This is a genomic window from Stackebrandtia nassauensis DSM 44728, from assembly GCF_000024545.1.
Taxonomy (GTDB): domain Bacteria; phylum Actinomycetota; class Actinomycetes; order Mycobacteriales; family Micromonosporaceae; genus Stackebrandtia; species Stackebrandtia nassauensis.
The window spans coordinates 4652212-4676632 of sequence record NC_013947.1; the positions used below are offsets into that span (position 1 = coordinate 4652212).

Here is a 24421-nt window from a genome sequence, read left to right on the forward strand (position 1 = left end):
TCGAGGTTGGAGATGTCCATCACAGCATCCCCTGACGGTACGACATTAGAACCATTTCTTCCTGAGTTCGAACGTCCTTTGGGCCAGCGACGCCCGGCCGAGCGGTTATGACAGCATTCAGGTCATGACCGTCATCAACGCCAAACCCACCCGCCTGCGGTTTCGACGCAGTGGCGCGGTGTGGATCGGCGCGGTCGTGATGCTGGTGTTCGTCTTCCCGTTCTCCGGTTCGGTGTTCGCCGAACTCGACGGCATGGCCCGGATCCTGCTGGCCCCGGTCGCGGTGGTCGCGGTGCTGGTCCCGCTGCTGATCGCGTTGTGGTCCCTGCGCTCGGGCGTCGACATCACCGCCGAGGGCCTCACCGTCAAGGCGCTGGTGGGCTCGCGCAGCTACCGCTGGTCGGCGATCGACGGTTTCGACCTGCGCGGCCGCACCGTCTACGCGCTGCTGACCGACGAGCGGCGCGTCCCGCTCCCGGCGGTGCGCGCCACCGACATCCCCCGGCTCATCGTGGCCAGCGGCGGCGAACTCGTCGAGACCGACGACGCCGACGAACCGGACGACGAGGCCGAACCACCAGCCGAGGCCGTCAGCCGCGACGAGGCTCAGTAACCCTCGCTGACGACGTTGTCGAGCCCCTCCCCCGCCGCGTAGCGGCGCAGCTGCCGCCCCACCAGGGCGTAACCCTTGTCGAGGAACCCGGGCACCGCCGCCGCGCCGCCGACGTGCGGCGTGATGAGCACGTTCTCCAAAGTCCACAAAGGGTGGTCCTCGGGCAGTGGCTCCGGGTCGGTGACGTCCAGCGCGGCCCGCAGCCTGCCGCCGCGCACCTCCTCGGTGAGCGCGGCGGTGTCCACGACCGGGCCGCGGGCGGCGTTGACCAGCATCGCGCCGTCGGGCATCGCCGCCAGGAACGTCGCGTCCACCATGCCCCGAGTGGCCTCGGTCAGCGGGACGATCAGCACCACGATGTCGGCGTCCGGCAGCAGTTGTGGCAGTTCGGCCACGGCGTGCACCCCGGTCCGGGCCCGCCGCGCCACCATGACCGGCCGCGCGCCGAACGCTTCGACCCTGGTCGCGATCGCGGCGCCGATGTCCCCGGCGCCCACGATCAGCACCCGTTTGCCCTCGAGGGTGTCGGTGGGCACCGGTTGCCACAGTCGTCGGGACTGGTTGCGGGCGTAGCGGTCGAAGCCGCGCAGCGAGGCCAGCATCGCCGACACCGCCCACTCCGAGGTGGCCGCGGTGTGCACGCCCATCGCGTCGCACAGCGTCACCGATTCGCCGACCCCGGCGATCCAGGCGTCCGCGCCCGCCGACAGCAGCTGGATCACCTTCAGGCCCGGCATCAGGTCGAGGCGGGCGCTGGACACCCGTTTGGACATGAACGGCGGCACCCAGAACTCCACGTCCGACGGCGAGGACGGGAAGTCGCCGTCGCCGTCGTAGACCTCCAGCTCAACGCCGTCGGGGATCGGTTCCATGGCGGCGCGACCGTGTTCGTGCGGGATCCAGACCTTCATGCCGGACGAGGTTAGTCGGCGGCCACCCGCCCGCACGGGCCCGATCGGCCGCCAGGCTCGGCGGTTACCCTGGCCGGGTGACTTCTCGTGGCATCCGCGCGCTCGCCGCCGGGCTCGTCGTCCTGTTCGGCGCGACGGCCTGCTCCTTCGGTGATCCCCCACCGGACGAGACCGGGGAACCGCCGGAGCTGGCCTCGCCGTCGGAGTCCGGGGAGAAACCCGACGCCTCGGTGATGTCGGAGGTGATCGCCGACAAGCTGGAAGTGCCGTGGGGCATGACCTTCCTGCCGGACAAGTCGGCGCTGATCACCGAACGCGACTCCGGCCGGATCCTGTCCATCAAGCCGCCCGAGAAGAAGGACGGCAAGCACGCCGTCGACGAGGTGCAGACCCTCGACCAGATCGACGCCAGCGGGCAGGGCGGGCTGCTGGGCATCGCCGCGTCCCCGGACTACAAGAAGGACGAGACGGTCTTCGTCTACTACTCCACGGCGAAGGACAACCGGATCGCGAAGCTCAAACCCGGCGGCGAACCGGATCCGATCGTGACCGGCATTCCCCGGGGCGACAAGTACAACGGCGGCCAGCTGGCCTTCGGTCCCGACGGGTACCTGTACGCCAGCACCGGCGACGCCGACAAGCCGAAGTCCGCGCAGGACAAGGACTCGCTGGCCGGGAAGATCCTGCGGATGAACGCCAAGGGCAAGGCCCCCAAGGACAATCCCTTCGGTTCCTCGCTGGTGTACGCCTACGGATTCCACAACTCCGAGGGCCTGACCTGGAACTCCGGCGAGCAGCTGTTCGCCACCGACATGGGCGACAACAAGGCCGACGAGATCAACAAGATCAAGGCCGGGGACAACTACGGCTGGCCCAAGGCCGAGGGCAAGACCTCCGACGACTCCTACGTCAGCCCGGTCGCGACCTGGAAACCGGCCGAGGCGACCTGCTCGGGGGCGTCGTTCGCCGACAAGGTGCTGCTCACCGCGTGCCTGCGCGGCCAGAGACTGTGGACAGTGGAGTTCACCGAGAAGGGTACCGTTGTTGGCAAGCCGACCGAGTCGCTGTCCGGCGAGTTGGGTCGCTTGCGGGCGGTGGCCCCGGCGCCCGATGGTAGCTTGTGGATCAGTACGTCCAACAGGGACGATGAAGGCGAACCACGCGACGGCGACGACAAGATCGTCCGGATCATCGCGGGCGGATCGGCGGAAGGGATGACCTAGGCATCGACACCCGGTTTGAGGCGATACGCGACTCGGCGGCGACATGGCTCCGGCGAGTCGGACGGTGGTGTTTCACCGCTGGTCGTCGCTGCTGGGGCCTGGGCAGACGGTTCACGCGCAACACCTCGGTGCGCCGCACCGGCAAGGCGATCGTCTTCACGGCCATCGCGCTGTTCGCGGCCGGGCTGGGGGTGCGGTTCCTGGGGACCGCGACGGCCGACATCGGGCCGTTCCACACCACCATGTCGATGGAACCGGCCACCGACGGCGAGTCCGAAGTGGAACTGCCGCCGCTGGGTTCGCTGATCTTCAACAGTCACAGCGGCCCGATCAAGATGACGGTGCGCATCGACTCGCTGGACGAGTTCCGCACCGAACGGCTCATCGACAATCCCAAGGAAATCCGGATGGTGGGCCAGGAGGTCCCCGCCGACGTGCGGGCGGGCTTCACCAACGCCGGACTGTCGGGCCTGGGCGGCGCCACGCTGGCCGGGCTGATCCTGGGCGGCCTGGCGTTTCGGACGATGCGGCGCGCGGCCATCTGCGGTTCGCTGTCGCTGGTGCTGACCGCCACCGCGCTGGGGATATCGGCCGGGTCGATGCGCCCCGAATCGGTGGCCGAACCGCGCTACGAGGGGCTGCTGGTCAACGCCCCGGCCTTCGTCGGCGGTGCCCAGCAGGTGGCCGACAGCTACGAGAAGTACCGCTCCCAGCTGGAGGGCATGATCGTCAACCTGTCGCAGTTCTACACGCTGGGCCGCACGCTGCCGTCCTTCGTGGAGGACAAGGACACGATCCGGGTGCTGCACGTGTCCGACCTGCACCTCAACCCCTCGGCGTGGAACGTCATCGACTCGGTGGCCAAACAGTTCTCGGCCAACGCGGTCCTGGACACCGGCGACATCACCGACTGGGGTTCCACCCAGGAGGCGGCGGTGTACACCAAGGGCATCAAGCGTCTCGACACCCCGTACGTCTACATCAGAGGCAACCACGACTCGACGAAGGTCACCAAGGAGGTGGCCAAGCAGAAGAACGCGACCGTCGTGGACGACGAGGTCGTCGAGATCGCGGGGCTGCGGATCGCCGGGATCGGCGACCCCCGCTATGCCCCCGACGCCACCAGCGCGCCCAGCGACATCCGGGAGGAGCAGGTGCTGCTGGACTCCGGCAACGACCTGCGCGACACCATCGCCGAGTCCGGCGGCGCCGACCTGGCGATGGTGCACGACCCGGTGTGCGCCGGTCCGCTGGCCGAGGAGGTGCCGGTGGTGCTGGCCGGGCACAAGCACCAGCGGCTGGTGTCGAAACTGGACGACGACACGGTGCAGATGGTGCAGGGTTCGACCGGCGGCGCCGGACTGTCGGGCATCGACAAGGACAACCCGCACCCGCTGACGCTGTCGGTGCTGTACTTCGACAAGTCCGACGCCCGGTTGAAGGCCGTGGACGACATCGCGGTGGGCGGCACCGGCGAGACCCAGGTGTCGTTGCAGCGGCGCATCTTCTCCAAGGGGATGCCCGACGACAACACCGACCTGGTGCCCAATCCCGACGAGGTCGAGGACGGCGCCTCCGGCGACCCCGAGGGTGACTAGAGCACCCGGTCGATGAAAGCGGTGACGTCGCCGAGGACCTCGTCCTTGTTGGTCTCGTTGAAGACCTCGTGCCGGGCCTCGCCGTAGACGCGTTCGGTGAAGTTCTCGCCCCGGATCGTCTCCACGCCCGCGCGACTGGGTTCCAGCGGCACCAGTTCGTCGGCGGCGCCGTGCACCCACAGCGTCGGCAGCGACCCCAGTTTCGGACCGGCGTTGATGGCCTTGAGGCACCGGTCCAGGGCGGCGATGAGTTCGCGTTTGAAGGGGCCGTGCCACACCAGCGGGTCCTCGGCGTAGATCCGGCCGATCTCGGGGTCGCGCGACAGCGTGGCCACGTTGATGGGCACGAACGGGATCTCGGGCATCTCCAACATGGACGTCACCTGTTCCCAGCTGCCGATGACCGGCCCCGACAGCACCAGCGCCGCCAGCTCGGCGCCGTGGTGCTGCGCGTAGCGGGCCGCGATCATGCCGCCCATCGAGTGTCCGATGAGTACCAGCGGCAGGCCGGGGCGATCGGCGCGGGCGCGTTGAACGACGTGGTGGACGTCGGCGACCACGGCCTCGTAGTCGTCGATGAGGACGCGTTCGCCCTCGGATTTGCCGTGCCCCATGTGGTCGAGGCCGTACACGGTGGCACCGTGCCGGTTGAGGGTCGCCGCGACGTACTCGTAACGTCCGATGTGCTCTCCGTAGCCGTGGACCAGCACCGCCAGGTAGCGGGGTGCCTCGACCGGCCAGGTGCGGGCCGTGATCTTTCCGGTACTGCCGTCGAATTCCCATTCCGTCGTCATCCGAGGCAGTCTAGTGGCGCTTGGACCGCCTGAGAGACTGTCGGGATGCGATACGGCGACAACGTCCTGTCTGGAGACTGGCGGCACCCCAAGAAGGGGACGGTGCCGCGGATCGAGGCCGTGCCGGGCCTGGTGGCGGAGGACCCGGCCTCGGGTTTCTGCGGCGCGGTGGTGGCGTGCGGCAAGACCTCGGTGACCCTTGAGGACCGCAACGGCAAGCACCGCGAGTTCCGGCTCGACCCGGCCGGGTTCCTCATCGACGGCAAGCCGGTGACGCTGGTGCGCCCGGCGCCCGGAGCGGCGGGGCCCCGGCGCAGCGCCTCGGGTTCCACCCGGGTGGAGGGCCTGCGCGCCAAGGTCGCCAAACAGAGCCGCATCTACGTCGAGGGCGTCCACGACGCGGCCCTGGTGGAACGGATCTGGGGCCACGACCTGCGGGTCGAGGGCGTCGTGGTGGAGTACCTGGAGGGCGTCGACGACCTGCCCGCCATCGTGGCGGAGTTCGGCCCCGAACCGGGGCGGCGGCTAGGGGTGCTGGTCGACCATCTGGTCGCCGGTTCCAAGGAGTCCCGCATCGCCGAACAGATCACCTCGCCGCACGTTCTCGTCGTCGGGCACCCGTTCGTGGACATCTGGCAGGCGGTAAAACCGGCCCGGCTGGGGTTCGAGGCCTGGCCGGACGTGCCGCGCGGGGTGCCGTGGAAGGAGGGCGTGATCGCCGCGCTGGGCTGGCGGCTGTCGCCGCCGGAAGCGTGGCGGCGGATCCTCGGCGCGGTCGACAGTTACGCCGACCTGGAACCGGAGCTGCTGGGCCGGGTGGAGGAGCTCATCGACTTCGTCACCGAACCCGGGACCGACTGAGCCTCAACGCAACCGGCCTGGAGCGTCGCCGCGACGGCTGTCGGCTAACGCAACGCGTCGCACGCGCGGCGCAACGTGCCCGCGTCGATGAACTCGGTGTGGGTTCCGGCGCTGCGGCACGCGAACGCGCCCGCGACCATCCCGGCGGTGACGCACTCTTCCAGCGGGGCGCCCGCCAGGTGGTGGCTCAGGAAGCCGGAGCCGAAGGCGTCGCCCGCCCCGTTGGAGTCCACACTCGACCACCCTTGCCATCCGTCGAGCCCCGCGAGGTCGCGGTCGGGTCGGATCGCCGGGAAGTGCGTCACCGGCGTCGCTTCCCGGGCCACGAAGCAGCCGTTGCCGCCGTCGGTGGCCACGACGGTGTGCGCCCGGCCGTCGGTGAGGATGCGGCGCATCACCGCGTCGCGGCGGTCGCCCAGCGCGGCGGCCGACAGGAACACCAGCTCGGAGCGCAGCGCGTAGTGCTCGTGGTGTGGGTTGTGTCCGTCCCAGTCGTGCAGGTCCGTCGACGAGGACGCGCCGCTGGCGTCGTACATGTCGCGGTTGATGTTCATGATGGACATATGGACGTGCCGCGCCCGGTCCAGATACGGCTGGTAGAGGTCCTCGGGCATCCGCAACTCAGCGGGATGCCGTCCGTCGAAGAACGACTGGCGACGGCCGGTGGCGTCGACGAGGTTGACCGCGCGCGGGGTTCCGGCCGGGCTGACACGGTGGTCGAAGTGCAGGCCGTGGCGCCGATATGCGGCGGTGATCAGCTCGGCCTGCGGGTCGTCGCCGATCATGTCGATGAACGTGGTCGCCAACCCCAGGGTGTGCAGGCCGAGCGCGTACCCGTTTCCGGTGTGCGCCACCCAGTCCCGGATCGGCGGCACCCCGACGGAGTCGGACAGCGACACCGGCAGCGCGTCGACGGTCACGGTGGTGTCGATGCCGGTCCCGGCCACGACCAGGACGTCGATGGTCATCGCGCGGCCCGCGCGTAGCGCCTCACGCCCCGGAGTCCAGGTCGGTGGCGGCCACGAGGCTGGCGACCGCGATGTCCTTGTCGCTCAGCGTTTTGCGGGCCGCTTCGGGCAGGCTGTCGACGAGGAACGACACGGCCGACAGGGTGGCGCCGGTGGCGGCGACGAGTTCGGCGACGCCGGTGACGGTCGAGCCGGACTCGGACCAGTCGTCGACCAGCAGCGCCCGCGCCCCGTCGGGCAGCGCGGCGCGGTGGACGTACAAGTACCCGTCGCTGACGTGTTCGTGCGCACCCTGGAAGAAGAAGTCGCGGTCGCGGCACACGGGTGCGAACGGCACGCCGAGGATGCGGGCCACCAACGGTCCGAACAGGACGCCGCCGGGGTCGGGGCCCAGTACGACGTCGGTCCGGCCGACGAACGGCGCGGCCAGACCCCGGGCGACGGCGTCGGTGGCGGCGGGGTCGGACAACAGCGGCCACAGGTCGGTGCCGCCGCCGCGCCAGGTCAGCCGGGACGTCAACGCGGCCGCCGCGTCGGCGACGATCGTCGCCGAGTCCGGGCCCTCGGCCGTCGCGGAAGCCGAAGCGTCCGCCTCGACTATCGGCGAGCCGTGCGTCGCGGTCCCCGTCCGGTGCACCGACAGCCGGATGTGGCCGCTCGGCAGTTCGGCGCGGCTGCGCAGCAGGCAGAACTCGTTGCCCTCCGGGTCGGTCAGCACGACGTGGCCGCTGCCGTCGGGTTGGCGCAGGTCGGCGAACATGGTGGCGCCCAAGGCGAGTACCCGTTCGATCTCGGTGTCGCGGGGCCCGTCGGGGCACAGGCAGACGTGGACCCGGTTCTTCACGGTCTTGGGTTCGGGGACCTGCTGGAAGTACAGGGTCGGCCAGTTCGGATCGCCCAGGATGACCGCCACCGGGTCGCCGGGCGCGTCGTCGGCGTGCAGCGGACGTCCGGTCACCCGGCTCCAGAAGCTCGCCAGCCGATACGCGTCGGCGCAGTCGAAGGCGACGTTCTCGATGGTCACGTTCATGGCTTCCTCACGTCGGCGGACGATTCACCGTGGCGGCTGGATCGGTACGCGTCAAGCGGTTTTCGCCGCCTCCAGCCGGGATCGCAGCCGCCGCAGCATCCTGGCGTCGGCGAACCCTACCTGCCGGGCCGCCGACTCCACCGAGGACCCGCTCGCGATGAGGTGCGTGGCCCGTTCGGTGCGCAGCGACTGCTGGTACCGCAACGGGGTCAGGCCGGTCGCCTCGGCGAACGACCGGGTGAGGGTGCGGGTGCTGACGCCGCCGTAGGCGGCCAGGTCCTCCAGCCGCAGGTTCTGCGAGTACCGCTCGTCGATGAGGTCCTGCACCCGGTGCACCACATCGGACAGGTGCGAGCGGTGCCGCAGCATGACGCTCTCCTGGGCCGCGTCGCCGTTGCGGCGCGCGAACACCACCAGCTGCCGGGCGACGCGGGCGGCGACGGCGGGGCCGTGCCGCACCGCGATCAGGTGCAGCGCCAGGTCGATGCCGCTGGCGATGCCCGCCGAGGTCACCACGCGGGCGTCCTCGACCCACAGGACGTCGCGCACCACCTCGGCGCGCCGGAACCGTTTGGCCAGATCGTCCTGCAGCGCGTGGTGGGTGGTGCAGCGCCTGCCGTCCAGCAGCCCCGCCTGGCCGAGCACGTAGGCGCCGGAGCAGACGCTGGCGATGGTGCCGCCGCGCCGGTGGTGCTCGCGCAGCCGCTCAGCGGTCGCCTCGGTCACCGCCGGACCGTCGGTCAGCGGCGGTGACCGCCAGCCCGGCACCATCACCAGATCGGCGGGCCCCAGGCTCGGCCAGTCCAGTTCGGCGCGCACGGGTACGCCCTGCGCCGTGTGGATCTCGGTGTGCTCCGCGACATAGTGCAGCCGCCAGCCGTGGCCGAGATCGGCGGCGGTGGAGAACACCTGTGCCGGTCCGGCCAGGTCCAGCAGGTGCAGTCGCGGCACCAGTACGAAGACGATCCGGGGCATGATCCGGTCAGCCTAGCGCGCCGTGACCTCGTCGATCGTGGAAACGGTCGCGAAGCCGCGCCCGGCCAGCGTGCGCTCGACCCGGTCGATGATGTCCTTCGTGGACAGGGTGCGCGGGTCGGCGAGGACGTCGTCGATGTCCCACTCGTAGGCGTCGGGGTGCGGGATCGGGGTGGTCGCGGTGGCGTCGGTGACGAAGGTCACCTGGTAGCCGAGGTCGGCGGCGATGCGGGTGGTGGTCTCGCAGCACTGGTCGGTGCGGATGCCGCAGATCGTCAGTTCCGATACGCCCCAGGTGGTCAGCAGTTGCGCCAGCGAGGTGGTCGTGAACGAGTTGACCGAGGTCTTGGGCAGCACGGGTTCGCCGTCGGCGGGTTCGAGGCCGTCCATCAGCCGCACGTGGCCCAGCGCCGGGTCGAAGACGTTGCCGCTGCCGGGTTCGGTGTGCAGCATCCACACGACCTTGTCGCCGCGGGAGCGGGCGTGGTCGACGAGCCGGTTGACCGAGCCGACGATGTCGGGATTGGAGCTGGCGACCCAGTTGGGCCGCTGCCGGAAGGATTCCTGGACGTCGATGACGATGAGGGCTTTGTTTGTCATGTGGGCCAGCATTTCCCGCCGTGTGGCCAGCCGCCAGACCCGAACCGGCCGGGTACCGGACCGATCCGGTCGCGAAAAAGGGGTCGAAGGTCCCTGCGTTTCGCGCAACCAGGTCGCGACACGCCGTAAGCTCTGACCTGCGATAACAATGACATGCGCCACAGGGTTATGGTGTTAGGGTTGCCTAACCATAGTCAGCTTCCTAAGGTCGGTGGACATGACGCAAGAGCCAGCCCGCGCTTCCCGTGGGGTAGTCGAACTGACGGTGCTGCGCACCGAATGGCGGACCCCCCACATGATCCGCGTGGTGCTCGGTGGCGACGGCATCGCCGACTTCCGGGACAACAACGACGCCGACCACTACGTCAAGCTGCTGTTCCCGCCCAAGGGCGTGACGTACCCGGAGCCGTTCTGCCTGGACTCGGTGCAGAAGGACCTGCCCCGGTCCCAGTGGCCGATCCGGCGCACCTACACCGTGCGCTCCTTCTCGGCGGGCCTGGGCGAGCTGGTCATCGACTTCGTCTACCACGGCGACGAGGGCATCGCCGGCCCCTGGGCGGCGGCGGCCAAACCCGGCGACGTGCTGCGGCTGGTGGGCCCGGGCGGCAAGTACTCCCCCTCCCCCGACGCGGACTGGCACCTGCTGGTCGGCGACGAGTCCGCGATCCCCGCGATCGGCTCGGCGCTGGAGCGCATGCCCGCCGGTGCCTCGGTGAAGGTCATCGTGCAGGTCGACAATCCCGACGAGCAGCAGAAGTTCGACACCCACGCCGAGGTCGACATCACCTGGCTGTACCGCTGCGAGGCCGAGAACGGCGACCCGCGCGCCCAGCTGGCCGGGGCCGTCTTCGACTGGGAGTTCCCGCCCGGACAGGGCCACTTCTTCGTCCACGGTGAGGCCGAGGTCGTCATGAAACGGATCCGGCCGTATCTGCTGCGCGACCGCCAGGTCCATCGCGACTGGCTGTCCATATCGGGCTACTGGCGGCAGGGAAACACCGAGGAGAGTTTCAGAGAGTGGAAAGCCCAGCAGGCCGCCGCTAAAAACTGAGCGGTAGGGATTGACCTATATCGATTTTAGTCAATAGACTTGAAAGTCTCCTTGGGGCGGCCGACCGTGCCGGGGCCTGCCGCCCCAAGGGGTTTCACTCAGACTTGTTCCGGGGGGAACCGGAGGATCTTGTCGTCGGAGCCGTTCGCGGTGGCGATCCACAGATAGCCGTCCGGGCCCAGTTCGACGGTACGGATCCGTCCCACCTCGCCTTCCAGCACCGCGGTCGGGTCGCCGCCGCCGTGCGGAACCAGCCACAGCCGCTCGCCGCGCAGCGCGGCCACGAACATGGTGTCGCCGACGATCTCGGCGCCGCTGGGCGAGGCCTCGGAGGTCGCCCAGGTGACGATCGGGTCGACGTACTCCGGTTCGCCGCCCTCGCCCTCCACCTCGGGCCAGCCGTAGTTCTTACCGGCCTCGATCTTGTTGACCTCGTCCCAGGTGTTCTGCCCCAGCTCGCTGGCGAAGGCCTGGCCCTCCTTGGTCCAGGCGATGCCCTGGACGTTGCGGTGCCCCAGCGTGTACACCGGTGAACCCTTGGTCGGGTTGTCGTCGGGGACGCTGCCGTCGGGGTTGACGCGCAGGATCTTGCCGCCCAGGTTCTCCGGGTCCTGCGAGTTGTCGCCATTGGACGCGTCGCCGGTGGTGGCGTACAGCTTGCCGTCGGGCCCGAACTCCAGCCGCCCTCCGTTGTGGATGGAGGCGCGCGGGATGCCGTCGATGATGACCTCGGGTGCCGGGTTGTCCAAGGTCAGTCGGGCGACGCGGTTGTCCTCGCCGGTGGTGTAGTAGACGTAGACGAACTTGTCCTCGTCGTAGGTGGGTGAGACCGCCAGGCCGAGCAGCCCGCCCTCGCCGTTGGGCTGCACCTCGTCGAGGGTCGCCACCACCTCGGCCTCGCCGCCGGGCTTGACCTGCTTGATCTCGGCGGTGTCGCGCTGCGCGAACAGCGCGCTGCCGTCGGGCAGGAAGTCCATGCCCCAGGGCAGTTCCAGGCCCTCGGCGACGGTCTCGCCGTTGCCGAAGTCGAAGCCCGCCTCGGCGGTTTCGGTGTCGGCGCTTGCCACACCCGCCACCCCCGCGCCGACCAAGGCGGTGACGATACTGACGGCTATCCATGGCCGTTTCATGTAAGACCCCTTCCGAAGTCAATAGATCGGTGCGAATCTATCGATTCCGAAGAGTGAGGTCAATGTCTCATGTGCGCCAGTTATGGAGCCAGATCCCCTGCCCGGCAATGCTTTCGCTCAGGACTTGACCCACTCCGGATAGTCCGTGATGAGACTATCGGCGCGAATGGACAGCACCCACGACTGCGCCGAGCGGGTGTTGACCGTGTAGACCGCCAGCCGCAGCCCGGCCCTGTGCACCCGGCCGACGTCCTGCTTGGTGAGACGGCGGTAGTCGGCGCCCAGCTCGTCGGCCCAACCGGCGACCTGGCGCAGCGTCGAGGTGGAGGGCACGTCCGGGCTCAGCCACAAAAGCCGGTCCGTGGAACGCAGCTTCGCCATCCGGTGCAGGCTGTCGGCGTCGAAGGACAGGAACGTCATCGGCACGCCCCGCCAGCGGTAGTCGGCGTCGATGACCTTGTCGACGACGCGTTCCAGGCCGGGCGAGTCGTTGGGGTTCTTCAGTTCCAGGAACAGCCCGACACCGGTGCCGTCCAGGTGGTCCACCACCGCCGACAGCCGGGGAATCCGCTGTCCGGCGAACTTCTTGCCGAACCAGCTGCCCGCGTCCAGCCGCCGGATCTCGCGGTAGGTGAACGAACCGATCGGATCGTGCTCGCGGCCCGGGAACACCGACTCGACGTCGGTGGTGCGGGCGAAGGTCCGGTCGTGCACGATGACCGGGACGTCGTCCTTGGACAACTGGACGTCGATCTCGATGTGCTCGGGCCGCAGGTCCACCGCCCGGGTCATCGCCGCGTGGGTCTGCTCGGGCGCCTTCCCGGCCGCGGCCCGGTGCGCCACCGTCACGGTCGCGGGCTCGGCGGCCAGGCCGGGCGCGGCGTCGACTCCGGCCTTCGGCGGTGCGGCGGTCACGGGATCCGGCTCGACCGCGATGGCCGTGGCCGGGGTGCTTCCCGCCACCATCAGGGTCGCGACAATCGCGACGATCAACGGTTTGCTTCGTCTGCCCATCCGTCCGACTTCCTATGAGGAATCGTCCTGACAGGCTCACGCTAAGGCAGGGAAGGGGCTTTTGTGCCCGCCTGCCCCAAATGCTCGCCGAAAGTTAACCCGGTGGTGTCAGTCATTAACCCGGCGGTGCCGGTCCGCTCCAGCCGCCGGGCGGCGGCGGTGGCTGCTGGTCCTTCTTCCTGGTGACCAGGACGACGACCAGCACCACCACCGCGATGACCACGACGGCGCAGCACAACGCCACCAGCATCCACGGCCTGACGGCACCCACGGTCGACATGGTTGATCAGCCCTTCTTGGCCTTGTCGTACTGCTCCATCGCCTTGTCGAGCTTCTCCAGCGCCTTGCCCTGCGCGGTGAGGTCGCCGTCCTTCATGGCCTTGTCCAGGTCGGCCAGCGCCTCGTCGATCGCGTCCAGGGCCTCCTGGACGTCCTTGGGCACCTCGCCGGTTCCGCCCTCGTCGTCGGGTTTGTCGTCCCCGGCGTCGTCGTCACCCGCGTCGGTGTCGCCGGTGTACTGGGCGATGACGTCCTCGACGGCGCCCTCGAAGGTCTTGGCGAACCCGATCTCACCGCCGTAGGACACCGCGACGTTCTGCAGCTCCGGCAGCGCGACACCCGAACCGGACGCCTGTTTCTGCAGGTACATCGGTTCGACGTACATGACGCCGTCGCCCACCGGCAGCGACAGCAGGTTGCCCCACTGCACATTGGAGTTCGCCTGCTCGTAGTTCTTCAACCGTTCGGCGACCCGTTCGTCCTGGGTGATGCTCTGGTGGATCTGCCGGGTCGACTCGATATCGGAACCGCCCACCTCGTAGATGGTCAGCACCGGTCGCTGCTTCTCGTCGTAGCGGCCACTGACCAACGCCTGCAACACGTTCTCACTCGACTGCGGCGAGAACGTCGACGTCAGCTGGAACTGCGGCGACTTCTGGTCGGGGTACTGCGCCTTGACGAAGTACGGCGGCAGCTTGTCGTCGGTGCCGGTCGGGTCCTTGGGGGTCTCCCACGCCTGGTTGCCGTTGATGAAGTCGGTCGGGTCGGTGACGTGGTAGCGCTGCAACAGTTCCTGCTGCACCTTGAACTGGTCCACCGGGTACCGCAGGTGCTTGCGCAGGTCGTCGGGCATCTTGGACTCCGACTTGACGATGTCGCCGAACGCGGCGTCCCACACCTTCAGCAGCGGGTCCTTCTCGCCGAACTCGTACAGTTCCACCTCGCCCGAATAGGCGTCCACGGTGGCCTTGACCGAGTTGCGCATGTAGTTGACGTCCTTGTTGGACTGCCGGGACGCGCCCTCGCCGGTGTAGCTGTCGGTGGTGGCGTCCTGGAGGTTCAGCCGCTGCGAGTACGGGAACGAGTCCGAAGTGGTGTAAGCGTCCAGCACCCACTTGATCTTGCCGTCCACGACCGTCGGGTAGGGATCGCCGTCGACGGTCAGGAACGGCGCCACCTTCTGCACCCGCTCGCGCGGCGTGCGGTCGTACAGCAGCCGCGAGTTGTCGTTGAACACGTCGGAGGTGACGAACTTGATCTCGCCCATGTCCCAGGCGTAGGCGGCCTTGCGCCAGAACGAGTTCATCGCCACGCCGCCCTTGCCGTCGTAGGTGACGTAGATCGAGTTGTCGTCGCCCTTCTGTTCCTTGTCGTCGGTCTCGGTGTTCTCGTCGGTGGTGGTGCCACCGGCGGGACGGTCGTACTCCAGGGCCTTGCTGCCCTTGGGGGCGCCGACGATCGCGTAGTCGTCGTTGAGCTCACCGAAGTAGACCCTCGGCTGCTTGACCCCGAAGATCTCCTCTTCCTCCTTGGCCGTGGCCCGGCAGTCCTGGTCGTCCTCCGCGGCGGCGTCCTCCGGGTTGAGCAGCGAGCCCGAGGTGAACTCGGGGCCGTTGCCGCACACCTTGTTGCTGGGCGCGGTGACCAGTCCGTACCCGTGCGTGTAGACGGTGTGGCGGACGGCCCAGTTGTCCTTCTGCTTGTCGGTGAGCTTGTCGGGGTCGTACTCGCGCACACCGGTGACGTAGTCCTGGAACCCGCCGTCGTCGCCGGGGTTGTCGTAGACGTCGACGTCCAGTTTCTCGTTGAACGCCTGGAAACCCTTGGCGCGCTGCTTCTGCGTGAACGAGTCGGAGATGATCGCCGGGTCCATCACCCGGGTGCTGTCGACGGTTCCCGGGTCGTCGTTCATCTGGTTGGGATCGGCGTTGCCGGTCGCCTTGTACGGCTCGGTCTTCAGATCGGCCATGCCGTAGGCGTAGCGGGTGCCCTCGATGGTGCGCGAGACGTACTCGCCCTCCTTGGCGGGCACGTTGGGCGTCACCGAGAACTCGTTGACGAAGTACGGGTAGACCCCGCCCAGCGCGATCGCCGACACCAGCACCAGACCCAGCGCGGTGCCCGGGATGACCAGTGAGCGGGCGTAGTAGTTGGAGAACACCACGACGGTGATCGCGGCCAGCACCGACACCAGGATCAGGATGTTCTTGGCGGGCAGCAGCGCCGTCATCTCGGTGTAGCCACCGCCGGTGACGCCGACCGAGGCACTGTCCTCAAGAGTCAGTCCGTAGCGGTCGAGGTAGTAGGCCACGGCCTTGAGCAGCACGAACAGGCCCACCAGGATGGACAGGTGCCAGCGCGCGGCGGGGGTGACCCGCTCGCCGCGGCCCGACAGCCGCACCGCGCCGTACAGGTAGTGGGCGCCCAGCGCGGCGATGATGCCGATGACGACCATGGTGAAGCCCACACCCACCAGGTAACGCCAGAACGGCAGCTCGAACACGTAGAACCCGGCGTCCACATCGAATTCGGGGTCGGTGACGCCGAACTTCTGCGAGTTGAAGAACAGCAGCCATTCCTGCCAGCGGCCCTGCGCCGAGATCCCGGCGAACACGCCCACCAGGGCGCCCAGGCCGCCGATCACCCAGCCGACCTTGGCGGCGATGGCGTTGCGGTACCGCTCCATGCTCTGCTGCTCGGGGGTGTGCGGCACCGCGTCCGGCCGGAACCGGTAGGCCACCCACAGGTTGGCCGCGGTCCACAGCGCCAGCGCGACGCCGAACACGGAGAACATCAGTACCCGGGTCCACACCAGGGTCGAGAACACCCCGGTGTAGCCGACCGAGTCGTACCACAGATAAGAGGTGTACAGACCGGTGAGCCAGCCACCGACGGTCAGCAACGCGATGACGGCCACCAGGCCGCCGAGCACGTAGCGACCCCGCCGGTTGATGCGCGGTACGGACTTCGGGTTCCAAGTCGTCACAACGACTCCCTTGCGAGACGCGGATGTTCACGAAAAAGTCATGGGTGGACGGTGACTGAGGGACGCCTCCTGCCCGGCAGACCCGGTCACCGGCACTCGTCAAGTTAAGCAGGTGGTCGGTTCGCCACCCTCGCGCAGGGTCTCGAGCTCCTTGAGAGCACCGTCCAGGGTGCTCACTTTGATCAGTTTCAATCCATCCGGGACGTTGGCCTTGGCGGCGGCGCAGTTGTCGGCCGGTGTCAGGAAGACCTTCGCACCCTGCTGCGAGGCCGCCACCACCTTCTGCGCGATGCCGCCGATGGCGCCGACGTTGCCGTCCTCGTCGATCTCACCGGTGCCGATGATGTCGGCGCCGCCGGTGAGGTCCTCCTTGGAGACCCGGTCCACCATGGCCAGCGCGAAGATCAGGCCCGCCGACGGTCCGCCGACGTTGAGTCCCTCGGCGGTGACCTTCAGTCCATAGGGGTCCTTCTGCTTCGGCTCCACGTCGACGCCGGGCAGGATGGCCACGCCCTGCGAGTTCTCCTCGGGTGTGACCTTCACCTTCTTGTCCTTGCCGTCGCGGTCGACCGTCAGCTTCACGGCCTCGCCCGGTGCCTTGGCCGCGGCGGCGGCCAGCAGCTCGGCCAGCCGCTCCTGCGAGGTGACCTCCTCACCGTCTACGGCGGTGATGACGTCGTCGCGTTTCAGGTCACCCTTGGAGGGGGAGTCGGAGTCGACCTTGGTGACGGTGACCTCGACCTCTTCTCCCAACTCGCGCAGCGCCGCGGTCTCGGCGGCGGCCTGCGAGTTCTCCCACATCTCCTCCTGCTCGGCGGCGATCTCCTCGTCGCTCTTGTCCTCGGGGAACTGCAACTCCCGGGGCACGACGGCGTAGTCGTCCGACAGCCAGTAGTACAGCGCCCGCGCCAGCTCGATGTCGTCGTGGATGCGCACCGTCACCAGTCGCAGCTGGCCCTTCGACTTGGACGAGTACTTCTCGTCGGCGCTGATCAGCTCGACGGTCTTCTTCTTGCCGTCGTCGTCCTTGAACGTGTACTCGGCCAGCGCGTCGTAGGTGGGGCCGGGGCCCAGACCCACATAGGCCACTCGCATCGACAGCGCCTGCCAGGTCATGACGGACACCAGGATCGCGCCTATGAGCACCGTCAGCCCGCGCCGTCTCATAACGGAATGCCGCATCCGCAGAAGCTTACGCTGTGGGCGTAGCCGTTGATCCTCGCCTTTCAGGTGACGTTCAGTTCCTTGGCGTACGGTGGACTGGTGAGTCCGGATAACCCATTTGGCTTCGGCGGCTTTCCCGAGGGAATGCCCGATCCCAACGATCCGCGTGTTCAACAGATGATGGCCCAACTGCAGCACATGATGTCGCAGCAGTCCTCCGGGCCGGTCAACTGGGACCTGGCCCGGCAGCTGGCGAATCAGCAGGTGGGCGAGGACCCGATGGTCGACTCCCGGTCGCGCACGGCCGGGGACGAGAGCCTGCGACTGGCAGACCTGTGGCTGGAGAACGCCACCACGCTGCCCTCGGGCACGTCCACGACCGTGGCGTGGACCCGCAAGGACTGGATCGCGCACACCGTCGACACCTGGAAGGAGCTGGCCGAGCCGCTGGCGGCCCACATGGCCGACGCGCTGCAGGAGCTGGTTCCCGAGGACATGCGGGCGATGCTGGGCCCGATGTCGAGTCTGATGAAGGGCCTGGGTTCGACGCTGTTCGGGGCCCAGTTGGGACAGGCGATGGCTTCGCTGTCCACTCAGGTGATGACCTCGACCGAGGTCGGGCTGCCGCTGGGGCCCGCGGGTACCGCGGCGCTGATCCCGGCGAACCTCGCCGAGTACGCCGAGGGCCTGGAGGACATCGACATCGACGAGGTCCGGCTGTACGTGTCGCTGCGCGAGACGGCGCACCACCGCCTGTACGGGCACGTGCCGTGGCTGCGGGCCCACATCCTGGGCGGCGTCGAGGCGTACTCGCGCGGCATCCACATCGACACCTCCGCGATCGAGTCGCTGACCGGCGATCTGGACTTCTCCGACCAGGAGGCGATGCGCAACGTCGACCTCGGCGAACTGCTGCGCACTTCGGACACTCCGCAGCAGCAGGCCGCGGTGGCCCGGCTGGAGCACATGCTCGCGCTGGTGGGCGGCTGGGTGTCACACGTGGCGGCGCAGGCCGCCGGTGACCGGCTGCCCTCGCTGTCCAAGCTGACCGAGTCGGCCCGTCGCCGTCGGGCGACCGGCGGTCCCGCCGAACGCACCTTCGAGGCACTGGTGGGCATGAAGCTCAGCCCCAAGAAGCTGCGCGAGGCCACGGCGCTGTGGGAGAAGCTGACCGAGGAGCGGGGCGTGGACGGCCGCGACGCCGTGTGGTCCCACCCGGACCTGATGCCCAGCCCCGAGGACCTGGACGACCCCGACGCCTTCGCGGCCCGCGAACCCGGCCTGGGCGACCTCGACATGTCGATCTTCGACCAACTGGCCGTCAACGACCCGAAACCTCCACGCGAGGACGACGACTCCGACGGCGACCAGGGCAAGAACCCGTCCTGACGGCTCGGCTCGGCTCGGCTCGGCTCGGCTCGGCTCGGCTCGGCTCGGCTCGGCTCGGCTCGGCTCGGCTCGGCCGATGATGCTCGGCTGCCGCCGCGGCGGGGGGCTCAGACTGACTTGGCGGCCGCGAGGCTGGCGTCGGCGATGCCCTCCAGGTAGCCCCGGGCGCGTTCGGTCTTCGGGTATCGCTGCACCAGCGCCCAGAAGTCACGGCCGTGACGCGGCACGATCAGGTGGGCCAGCTCGTGGAGCAACACGTAGTCGACCACCCAGTCGGGCATGCGAGCCAGGCGCGACGACAGCCGGATGGTCCCGTCCTCGGGCGTGCACGAGCCCCAGCGGCTCTCCTGGTTGTCGACCCACCGCACACTTACCGGCCGCGCTGCGGCCGGAAAGTCGGGGTAATAACGGCGGGCCAACTTCTGGGCCCGCGCCTTGAGGGCGGCATCACCGCCTTTGCCTGCCCGTTTGTCACGGGCACGGAGTCTGCCGAGCATGCGATCGACCCACTCGGCTTCCTCGTCCCGAGTGAACTGGTCGGGTATCAGCACGACGACACGTTCCCCGTCTCGGTAGGCCGACACCGTGCGCCGCCGGCGCGTGCTGCGCCGCACTTCGACCGGGGGGCTAGCTTTCCGGGCCATGGTCGTACGCTATCCATCCGACGCCACTACGTACAGTCCGCGATTCGGGAAGCTGTCCCGATTCGCCCCGATATATCCCTAAAAATCCCCGTCGATATCCCACTCATTGAGACATCGACGGGGAGATTCAGCCGCTTAGTCGTTCTTGCCGAGAATGCGGTTCATCTTGGTTCCGCAGACCGGGCAGGTGCCTTTGGCCATCCGCCGCCCCGTCGCGGTCTCCTCCACGTTCCCCTGGAAATCCCGTTTCTCCCGGCATTTGACGCAGTACCCGTTGTATGTCTTCGCCATGGTGGCCCCCTTGTGATCAGGCGTGGTCGCTAGCCCACGCTAGGGGCAGGATGCCATGAATTCAGGCTCGCAGGCTGTGGCCACGCCGTTTGGCGCCGGTATTCTCAGGCACGGCTCAGGCCTGGGTCCCCCGCTCGTGGCACGATGGGAGCCGTGAGCGACATTCCGCGCGGCCCGGTGGCACGCACCGCCAAATTGGCTTCCCTCCCGCTGGGTTTCGCGGGACGGGCGGCGTGGGGCATCGGCAAGAAGATGACCGGCTTCGCCGAATCCGTCATCAGCGAGAAGGTGCAGCAGCGCACCGCCGAGCAGCTTTTCAGCGTGTTGGGCCAGCTCAAGGGCGGGGCGATGAAGCTCGGCCAGGCGCTGTCGGTGTTCGAGGCGGCGCTTCCCGACCACCTGGCGTCCCCGTACCGGGCCGCGCTGACCAAACTGCAGGACGCGGCCCCGCCGCTGCCCGCCGCCAGCGTCCACAAGGTGCTGGCCGCCGAGCTGGGCGACGACTGGCGCGACAGTTTCACCGAGTTCGACGACTCCCCCGCCGCCGCGGCCAGCATCGGCCAGGTGCACAAGGCAGTGTGGGGCGACGGCCGCGAGGTCGCTGTCAAGGTCCAGTACCCGGGCGCGGGCGACGCGCTGGTGTCGGACCTCAAACAGCTGGGCCGGTTCGCCTCGCTGTTTCGGATCCTGCAGCCCGGCCTCGACATCAAACCGCTCATCGCCGAGCTGCGCGAGCGCGTCGTCGAGGAACTCGACTACAACCTGGAGGCCGAGGCGCAGCGGGCCTTCGCCAAGGCCTACGCCGACGACCCGGAGATCTTCGTCCCCGACGTGGTCGCCGGAGCCAGGCGGGTCATCATCACCGAATGGGCCGAGGGCACGCCGCTGTCGCAGGTCATCGCCTCGGGCACCCAGGAGGAGCGCGACCTGGCCGGGCACCGGCTGTCCACGCTGCACTTCTCCGGCCCTGAGCGGGCCGGGCTGCTGCACGCCGACCCGCACCCGGGCAATTTCCGCATGACCGACGACGGCCGACTCGTGGTGCTGGACTTCGGCGCCGTGGCCCGGCTGCCGCAGGGCCTGCCCGCGCCGATCGGCCCGCTGGTTCGCCTCGCGCTGGCCGGTGAGGCAGAGCAGGTGCTGGAGGGGCTGCGCGCCGAGGGCTTCATTCCCGAAGACGCCGACATCGACGCCGACGCGGTACTGGAGTACCTGCTGCCGATGCTGGACCCGATCGCCACCGACGACTTCCAGTTCAGCCGGTCCTGGTTGCGGGCCGAGGCCACCCGGCTGGCCAATCCCAAGAGCGAGGCCTACGCGATGGGCAAGCAGCTCAACCTGCCGCCGTCGTACCTGCTGATCCACCGGGTGACGCTGGGCTCCATCGGGGTGCTGTGCCAGTTGAGGGCCCGCGCCAGCTGGCGGTCCATCCTGGAGCAGTGGCTGCCGGGATTCGCCGAGCCGTCGAAGAAGCCCAAGTCCGCCAAGTGAAAGCCCCCGTCCGATTCGGACGGGGGCTTTGGAGATATCAGGCTCGCCGGTGACTACCGGTAGTCGTGCCGACGACGCTTGACGTCGCGCAGGACGTCCGCGTACCTTCGCCTGTGCCGGTGCTCCGGGCGCCATATTTCGCGCATTCGGACCCTGGCCAGGGCTTCATTCATGAGTTCCAACTTCTTGACTCCAGTCTTGATGGCGGGTCTGGTGAAGGACCCGAACAGTCGATTCCGTTTTCGAGCGGTGGGGACGGTCGTCGTCGCGACGCCGTGGGGTTCGTTGGGGCGGTACATCTCAGGCAGCCTCCAACGTCGCCATGACGTCCTTGGTGCGCTCGGCCAGCGCGGCCTGCGCGGCGGCCTCCTGCTCGGCGGCGTCCTTACGCGGACGTCCCCGGGGCCGCTTGCGCGCCACGATGGCACCGGCCTCGAAGATCTCGCCGCCCCAGACACCCCAGGGCTCCTGACGGTCCATGGCTCCGGCCAGGCACTCGACCTTCACCGGGCAGTCCGCGCAAAGGCTCTTGGCGAACTCCAGCTCGGTCGGGGTGTCGGCGAACCACAGGTCCGCGTCGTACTCGCGGCAGGCGAGGTCCCTGCCTTTGTTGATGGCCTGCTCGCGCAGACCCGGGCCGAGGGTCATCACCTCGGTCACCTCTCTTTCGGTCGTGATCGTCATCTGATTTCTCGGGTAGTGGGTCATCGGGAATTTCTCGGGTAATAGAAAGAGGCCGCGGATCCCGGTGACGGGTTCCGCGGCCTCGAAGTGAGCCGGTGGGCAGTTATGCCCATTTCGGTTTACTTCGAGGCGGAATCCCGCGCGGGGCCCCCATGCCGTCGCGCTGAACGATGCCCGCGGGCTTGTCCGTGCGCGACTTGAGAGCGGTGTTGGCGGTGGTGGTCTGGACGGAGTCGTGGCCCAGCAGAACGATGCGCTCGGCTGTGGACAGACTGGTCCCCTGGTGCATTGCGTTGGCGGGGCAGGCATTGGCCACCCGCGAAACGACGGCGAAGGCGGATCCGGCCATACCGCGACTACGGAATGTGGACACAGCGATGGGCTGGAAGCTCGCTTCTCCGCGATACCAGTTCTTGTTGATCTTCACTGCGCTCACCTCCTCATCTCGTGGTCCGAAACCCGTCACTCCGACGGCGGTTGCCAGGCTATGCCCGGCCTCGGGGGATCCGCAACTGATTATTTGGGCTTTTCCAAAAAATCTTGGAAGCTGTCCATTCAGTTGATCCGGCACCGGCTATTCAGCCGTATCTTCGGTGGGTCCCTGTGGCTCTTCACCGGCCACAAGGGCCAGTACCGCCGCTCCGTACTCTTCCAGCTTACGCGCTCCGATCCCGGCGATCGACACCAGCTCGCTGTCGGACTTCGGACACCGCTCGGCGATCGCCGTCAGCGTCACGTCCGTGAACACGACATAGGCCGGGACACCGGCGCGGGTCGCGGTCTCCTTTCGCCACTGTCGCAAGCGTTCGAACAGCTCTTCGTCCATATTCGAGGGACAGCCCTCGCAGCGGCCGAGTTTGCGGGAGCGGCCGTCGGACAATGTGGCCCCGCATACCCGGCATATCGACCGGGACGAGGAGCGTTTCTTCTTGGTCTTCGGTTTGGGCGCGGGCCCGCCGACCGGTCCGGCGAAACCCAGTCCGGCCAGGAACGAACTGGCCTCGCGGGGACGGCCGCCGCTGGCGCGCGACAGGCCGTAGGACAGGAACAGTTGTCGCCGGGCCCGGGTGATGCCGACGTACAGAAGCCGCCGCTCCTCCTCCTGCTGCGCCCGGGTGCGGGCGCGGGAGGTGGGCAGCGTGCCCTCGGCCAGCCCCACCAGGAACACCGCGTCCCACTCCAGGCCCTTGGCGGAGTGCAGCGAGGCCAGCGTGACGCCCTCCATGGACGGCGCGTGCTGGGCGGCGGCGCGGCGGCCCAGTTCCTCGACGAATTCGCCCAGGCTCAGCTCGGCGTGGTCTTCGGCCAGCCGCACCAGCGCGGCCACCGCCTCGTGCCGTTCCCGGGCGGCGCCGCCGGTGGGCGGCGCGTCGGCGCGCCAGCCGATGGCGTCCATGGCGGTGGCGACGGTCAACGGCAACGGCAGCGAGCCGTCGTCGGTGTGGGTGGCCTGCCGCAGCGCCACGATCGCCGAGCGGATCTCGGCGCGTTGGAAGAACCGTTCCGCCCCGGCCACCACGGTGGGCACGCCGACGTCGTCCAGGGCCGACTCGTAGGCCTCGGACTGGGCGTTGGTGCGGTACAGCACCGCGATCTCGCTGGCGGGCACGCCCTGGCCGATCAGCCGGGCGCAGCGGTCGGCCACGGCGGCGGCCTCGGCAGCCTCGTCGGGGTAGGTGTCGAAGGACGGTTTGGGCCCGTCGGCGCGCTGGCCGATGAGTTGCAGCCGCAGCTTCGACTCGCCGCCGCCCGCCGCGGCGATGACGTCGTTGGCCAGCGCCACCACCTGCGGGGTGGAGCGGTAGTCGCGCACCAGCCGCACCACGTGGGCCTCGGGGAACCGGCGGGTGAAGTTCACGAGGTACCGCGAGGTGGCCCCGTTGAAGGTGTAGATGGTCTGGCTGGCGTCACCGACGACGGTCAGGTCGTCGCGCTCGCCCAGCCACGCGTCCAGCAGCCGCTGCTGCAACGGGTTGACGTCCTGATACTCGTCGACGACGAACAGCCGGTACTGCGACCGGATCTGTTCGGCGATGTCGGGGTTCTCCTCCAGCGCGGTGGCGGTGTGGCCCAACAGGTCGGCGAAGTCCATCACCTTGGCGCGCTTCTTGGCCTCCAGGTAGGCGGCGTAGGCCTTGGCGACGTCGGAGGCGTCCATGGGCGGGATCCGGTCGGCCTTGGCGATGGCGGCGGGGTACTCGTCGGGGGTGATGAGGCAGGCCTGCGCCCAGTCCAGTTCGCTGGCGAGGTCGCGGTTCTTGGTCTTGTCCATCCGGGTGATCCCGGCGCGGGCGGCGGCGATGGACACGAACTTCCAGGTCGAGTCGAGCAGCTCGGGCAGTTCGCCGCCGAACAGCCGGGGCCCGAAGTAGCGCAGCTGCCGCAGCGCGGCGGCGTGGAAGGTGCGGGCGTTGACGCCGGTGACCCCGAGGTCGCGCAGCCGGTCCCGCAGTTCCCCGGCGGCGCGGGCGGTGAAGGTGACGGCCAGGACGTGTTGTCCGCGCAGGTCGCCTCGCCGCACCCGGTAGGCGATCCGGTGGGTGACGGCGCGGGTCTTGCCGGTTCCGGCTCCGGCCAGGATGCACACGGGACCGGCGTCGGCGGACACCGCGGCGGCCTGTTCGTCGTCCAGTCCGGACAGGACTTCACGGAGGCGTTCGGTCGTCACGGTCAACCATGCTCTCACCGCCGTACGACGTCGAACACGCCAGGCGGCGTCGAGCCA

The 24421-nt window shown here is 68.7% G+C and carries 23 protein-coding genes and 1 pseudogene; 7 read left to right on the forward strand and 17 right to left on the reverse strand.

Going from position 1 to position 24421, the window contains the following annotated elements:
- Positions 1 to 124 precede the first annotated feature (124 nt).
- Positions 125 to 613 carry a PH domain-containing protein gene (locus SNAS_RS21520; RefSeq protein ID WP_013019581.1) on the forward strand — a complete coding sequence of 163 codons (489 nt, stop codon included), beginning with the start codon at positions 125 to 127 and terminating at the stop codon, positions 611 to 613.
- Here the strand turns inward: SNAS_RS21520 and SNAS_RS21525 are convergent.
- Positions 607 to 1524, reverse strand: a complete 918-nt coding sequence (locus SNAS_RS21525; RefSeq protein WP_013019582.1) for a 2-hydroxyacid dehydrogenase — start codon at positions 1522 to 1524, stop codon at positions 607 to 609. The two genes, SNAS_RS21520 and SNAS_RS21525, sit on opposite strands and share 7 nt — an antisense overlap.
- A 77-nt stretch (positions 1525 to 1601) precedes the next feature.
- Between SNAS_RS21525 and SNAS_RS21530 the strand changes: the two genes are divergently transcribed.
- Positions 1602 to 2747 carry a PQQ-dependent sugar dehydrogenase gene (locus tag SNAS_RS21530; protein WP_013019583.1) on the forward strand — a complete coding sequence of 382 codons (1146 nt, stop codon included), beginning with the start codon at positions 1602 to 1604 and terminating at the stop codon, positions 2745 to 2747.
- Between the two features lie 128 nt (positions 2748 to 2875).
- A complete protein-coding gene (locus tag SNAS_RS21535) occupies positions 2876 to 4345 on the forward strand; it encodes a metallophosphoesterase family protein (protein WP_013019584.1) in 1470 nt (489 codons plus the stop codon).
- Here SNAS_RS21535 and SNAS_RS21540 read toward each other — a convergent pair.
- A complete protein-coding gene (locus tag SNAS_RS21540; protein WP_013019585.1) occupies positions 4342 to 5139 on the reverse strand; it encodes an alpha/beta hydrolase in 798 nt (265 codons plus the stop codon). The two genes, SNAS_RS21535 and SNAS_RS21540, sit on opposite strands and share 4 nt — an antisense overlap.
- Positions 5140 to 5184: 45 nt before the next feature.
- Between SNAS_RS21540 and SNAS_RS21545 the strand changes: the two genes are divergently transcribed.
- Positions 5185 to 6000, forward strand: a complete 816-nt coding sequence (locus tag SNAS_RS21545; protein WP_013019586.1) for a DUF3097 domain-containing protein — start codon at positions 5185 to 5187, stop codon at positions 5998 to 6000.
- A 44-nt stretch (positions 6001 to 6044) separates the two neighbouring features.
- Here SNAS_RS21545 and SNAS_RS21550 read toward each other — a convergent pair whose 3' ends face one another.
- From SNAS_RS21550 to SNAS_RS21565, 5 genes and pseudogenes are all read right to left on the reverse strand, one after another.
- The gene (locus SNAS_RS21550; protein ID WP_013019587.1) at positions 6045 to 6968 is read right to left on the reverse strand and encodes a carbohydrate kinase family protein; all 924 of its coding nucleotides are present in this window, start codon (positions 6966 to 6968) and stop codon (positions 6045 to 6047) included.
- 22 nt (positions 6969 to 6990) lie between these two features.
- Positions 6991 to 7605: a phosphoribosyltransferase family protein gene (locus SNAS_RS37730; RefSeq protein ID WP_169313913.1), complete on the reverse strand. Its 615-nt coding sequence runs from the start codon at positions 7603 to 7605 to the stop codon at positions 6991 to 6993.
- Positions 7606 to 7632: 27 nt separating this feature from the next.
- A pseudogene (locus tag SNAS_RS37735) lies at positions 7633 to 7998 on the reverse strand (VOC family protein); the annotation flags it as partial.
- Positions 7999 to 8049: 51 nt separating this feature from the next.
- Positions 8050 to 8973, reverse strand: coding sequence for a GlxA family transcriptional regulator (locus tag SNAS_RS21560; RefSeq protein WP_013019589.1), 924 nt, complete (start codon positions 8971 to 8973; stop codon positions 8050 to 8052).
- 12 nt (positions 8974 to 8985) lie between these two features.
- On the reverse strand, positions 8986 to 9573 hold the full coding sequence (locus tag SNAS_RS21565; RefSeq protein WP_041626639.1) for a cysteine hydrolase family protein: 588 nt from the start codon (positions 9571 to 9573) through the stop codon (positions 8986 to 8988).
- A gap of 217 nt (positions 9574 to 9790) precedes the next feature.
- On the opposite strand from SNAS_RS21565, the gene SNAS_RS21570 reads away from it, so the two are divergent.
- A complete protein-coding gene (locus tag SNAS_RS21570) occupies positions 9791 to 10624 on the forward strand; it encodes a siderophore-interacting protein (RefSeq protein ID WP_013019591.1) in 834 nt (277 codons plus the stop codon).
- 98 nt (positions 10625 to 10722) lie between these two features.
- On the opposite strand, the gene SNAS_RS21575 is transcribed toward SNAS_RS21570, so the two are convergent.
- The 5 genes from SNAS_RS21575 to SNAS_RS21590 all read right to left on the reverse strand — a co-directional run bounded on the left by SNAS_RS21575 (position 10723) and on the right by SNAS_RS21590 (position 17215).
- The gene (locus SNAS_RS21575; protein ID WP_013019592.1) at positions 10723 to 11754 is read right to left on the reverse strand and encodes a PQQ-dependent sugar dehydrogenase; all 1032 of its coding nucleotides are present in this window, start codon (positions 11752 to 11754) and stop codon (positions 10723 to 10725) included.
- A 117-nt stretch (positions 11755 to 11871) separates the two neighbouring features.
- Positions 11872 to 12768, reverse strand: a complete 897-nt coding sequence (locus tag SNAS_RS21580; protein WP_013019593.1) for a glycerophosphodiester phosphodiesterase family protein — start codon at positions 12766 to 12768, stop codon at positions 11872 to 11874.
- Positions 12769 to 12883: 115 nt separating this feature from the next.
- Entirely contained in the window at positions 12884 to 13048 is a 165-nt protein-coding gene (locus tag SNAS_RS35905; RefSeq protein ID WP_169313914.1) for a hypothetical protein, read from the reverse strand.
- Positions 13049 to 13054: 6 nt separating this feature from the next.
- On the reverse strand, positions 13055 to 16033 hold the full coding sequence (locus SNAS_RS21585) for a UPF0182 family membrane protein (RefSeq protein ID WP_013019595.1): 2979 nt from the start codon (positions 16031 to 16033) through the stop codon (positions 13055 to 13057).
- A 99-nt stretch (positions 16034 to 16132) separates the two neighbouring features.
- Complete coding sequence (locus tag SNAS_RS21590; protein WP_083787192.1) at positions 16133 to 17215, reverse strand: YlbL family protein; 1083 nt, start codon at positions 17213 to 17215, stop codon at positions 16133 to 16135.
- A gap of 126 nt (positions 17216 to 17341) precedes the next feature.
- On the opposite strand from SNAS_RS21590, the gene SNAS_RS21595 reads away from it, so the two are divergent.
- Positions 17342 to 18586, forward strand: a complete 1245-nt coding sequence (locus tag SNAS_RS21595; RefSeq protein WP_013019597.1) for a zinc-dependent metalloprotease — start codon at positions 17342 to 17344, stop codon at positions 18584 to 18586.
- A gap of 107 nt (positions 18587 to 18693) precedes the next feature.
- Here the strand turns inward: SNAS_RS21595 and SNAS_RS21605 are convergent, their stop codons facing one another.
- Complete coding sequence (locus SNAS_RS21605) at positions 18694 to 19230, reverse strand: M48 metallopeptidase family protein (RefSeq protein ID WP_013019598.1); 537 nt, start codon at positions 19228 to 19230, stop codon at positions 18694 to 18696.
- Between the two features lie 135 nt (positions 19231 to 19365).
- A complete protein-coding gene (locus tag SNAS_RS35910; protein WP_013019599.1) occupies positions 19366 to 19521 on the reverse strand; it encodes a DUF5679 domain-containing protein in 156 nt (51 codons plus the stop codon).
- A 153-nt stretch (positions 19522 to 19674) separates the two neighbouring features.
- Here SNAS_RS35910 and SNAS_RS21610 point away from each other — a divergent pair, with 153 nt between their 5' ends.
- The gene (locus SNAS_RS21610) at positions 19675 to 21012 is read left to right on the forward strand and encodes an ABC1 kinase family protein (protein ID WP_041625101.1); all 1338 of its coding nucleotides are present in this window, start codon (positions 19675 to 19677) and stop codon (positions 21010 to 21012) included.
- A 300-nt stretch (positions 21013 to 21312) separates the two neighbouring features.
- Here SNAS_RS21610 and SNAS_RS21620 read toward each other — a convergent pair whose 3' ends face one another.
- From SNAS_RS21620 to SNAS_RS21630, 3 genes are all read right to left on the reverse strand, one after another.
- Positions 21313 to 21660 carry a WhiB family transcriptional regulator gene (locus SNAS_RS21620; RefSeq protein ID WP_052305307.1) on the reverse strand — a complete coding sequence of 116 codons (348 nt, stop codon included), beginning with the start codon at positions 21658 to 21660 and terminating at the stop codon, positions 21313 to 21315.
- A gap of 139 nt (positions 21661 to 21799) precedes the next feature.
- Complete coding sequence (locus tag SNAS_RS21625) at positions 21800 to 22123, reverse strand: hypothetical protein (protein WP_013019603.1); 324 nt, start codon at positions 22121 to 22123, stop codon at positions 21800 to 21802.
- A gap of 147 nt (positions 22124 to 22270) precedes the next feature.
- Positions 22271 to 24364, reverse strand: coding sequence for an ATP-dependent DNA helicase UvrD2 (locus tag SNAS_RS21630; protein WP_013019604.1), 2094 nt, complete (start codon positions 24362 to 24364; stop codon positions 22271 to 22273).
- Positions 24365 to 24421 lie beyond the last annotated feature (57 nt).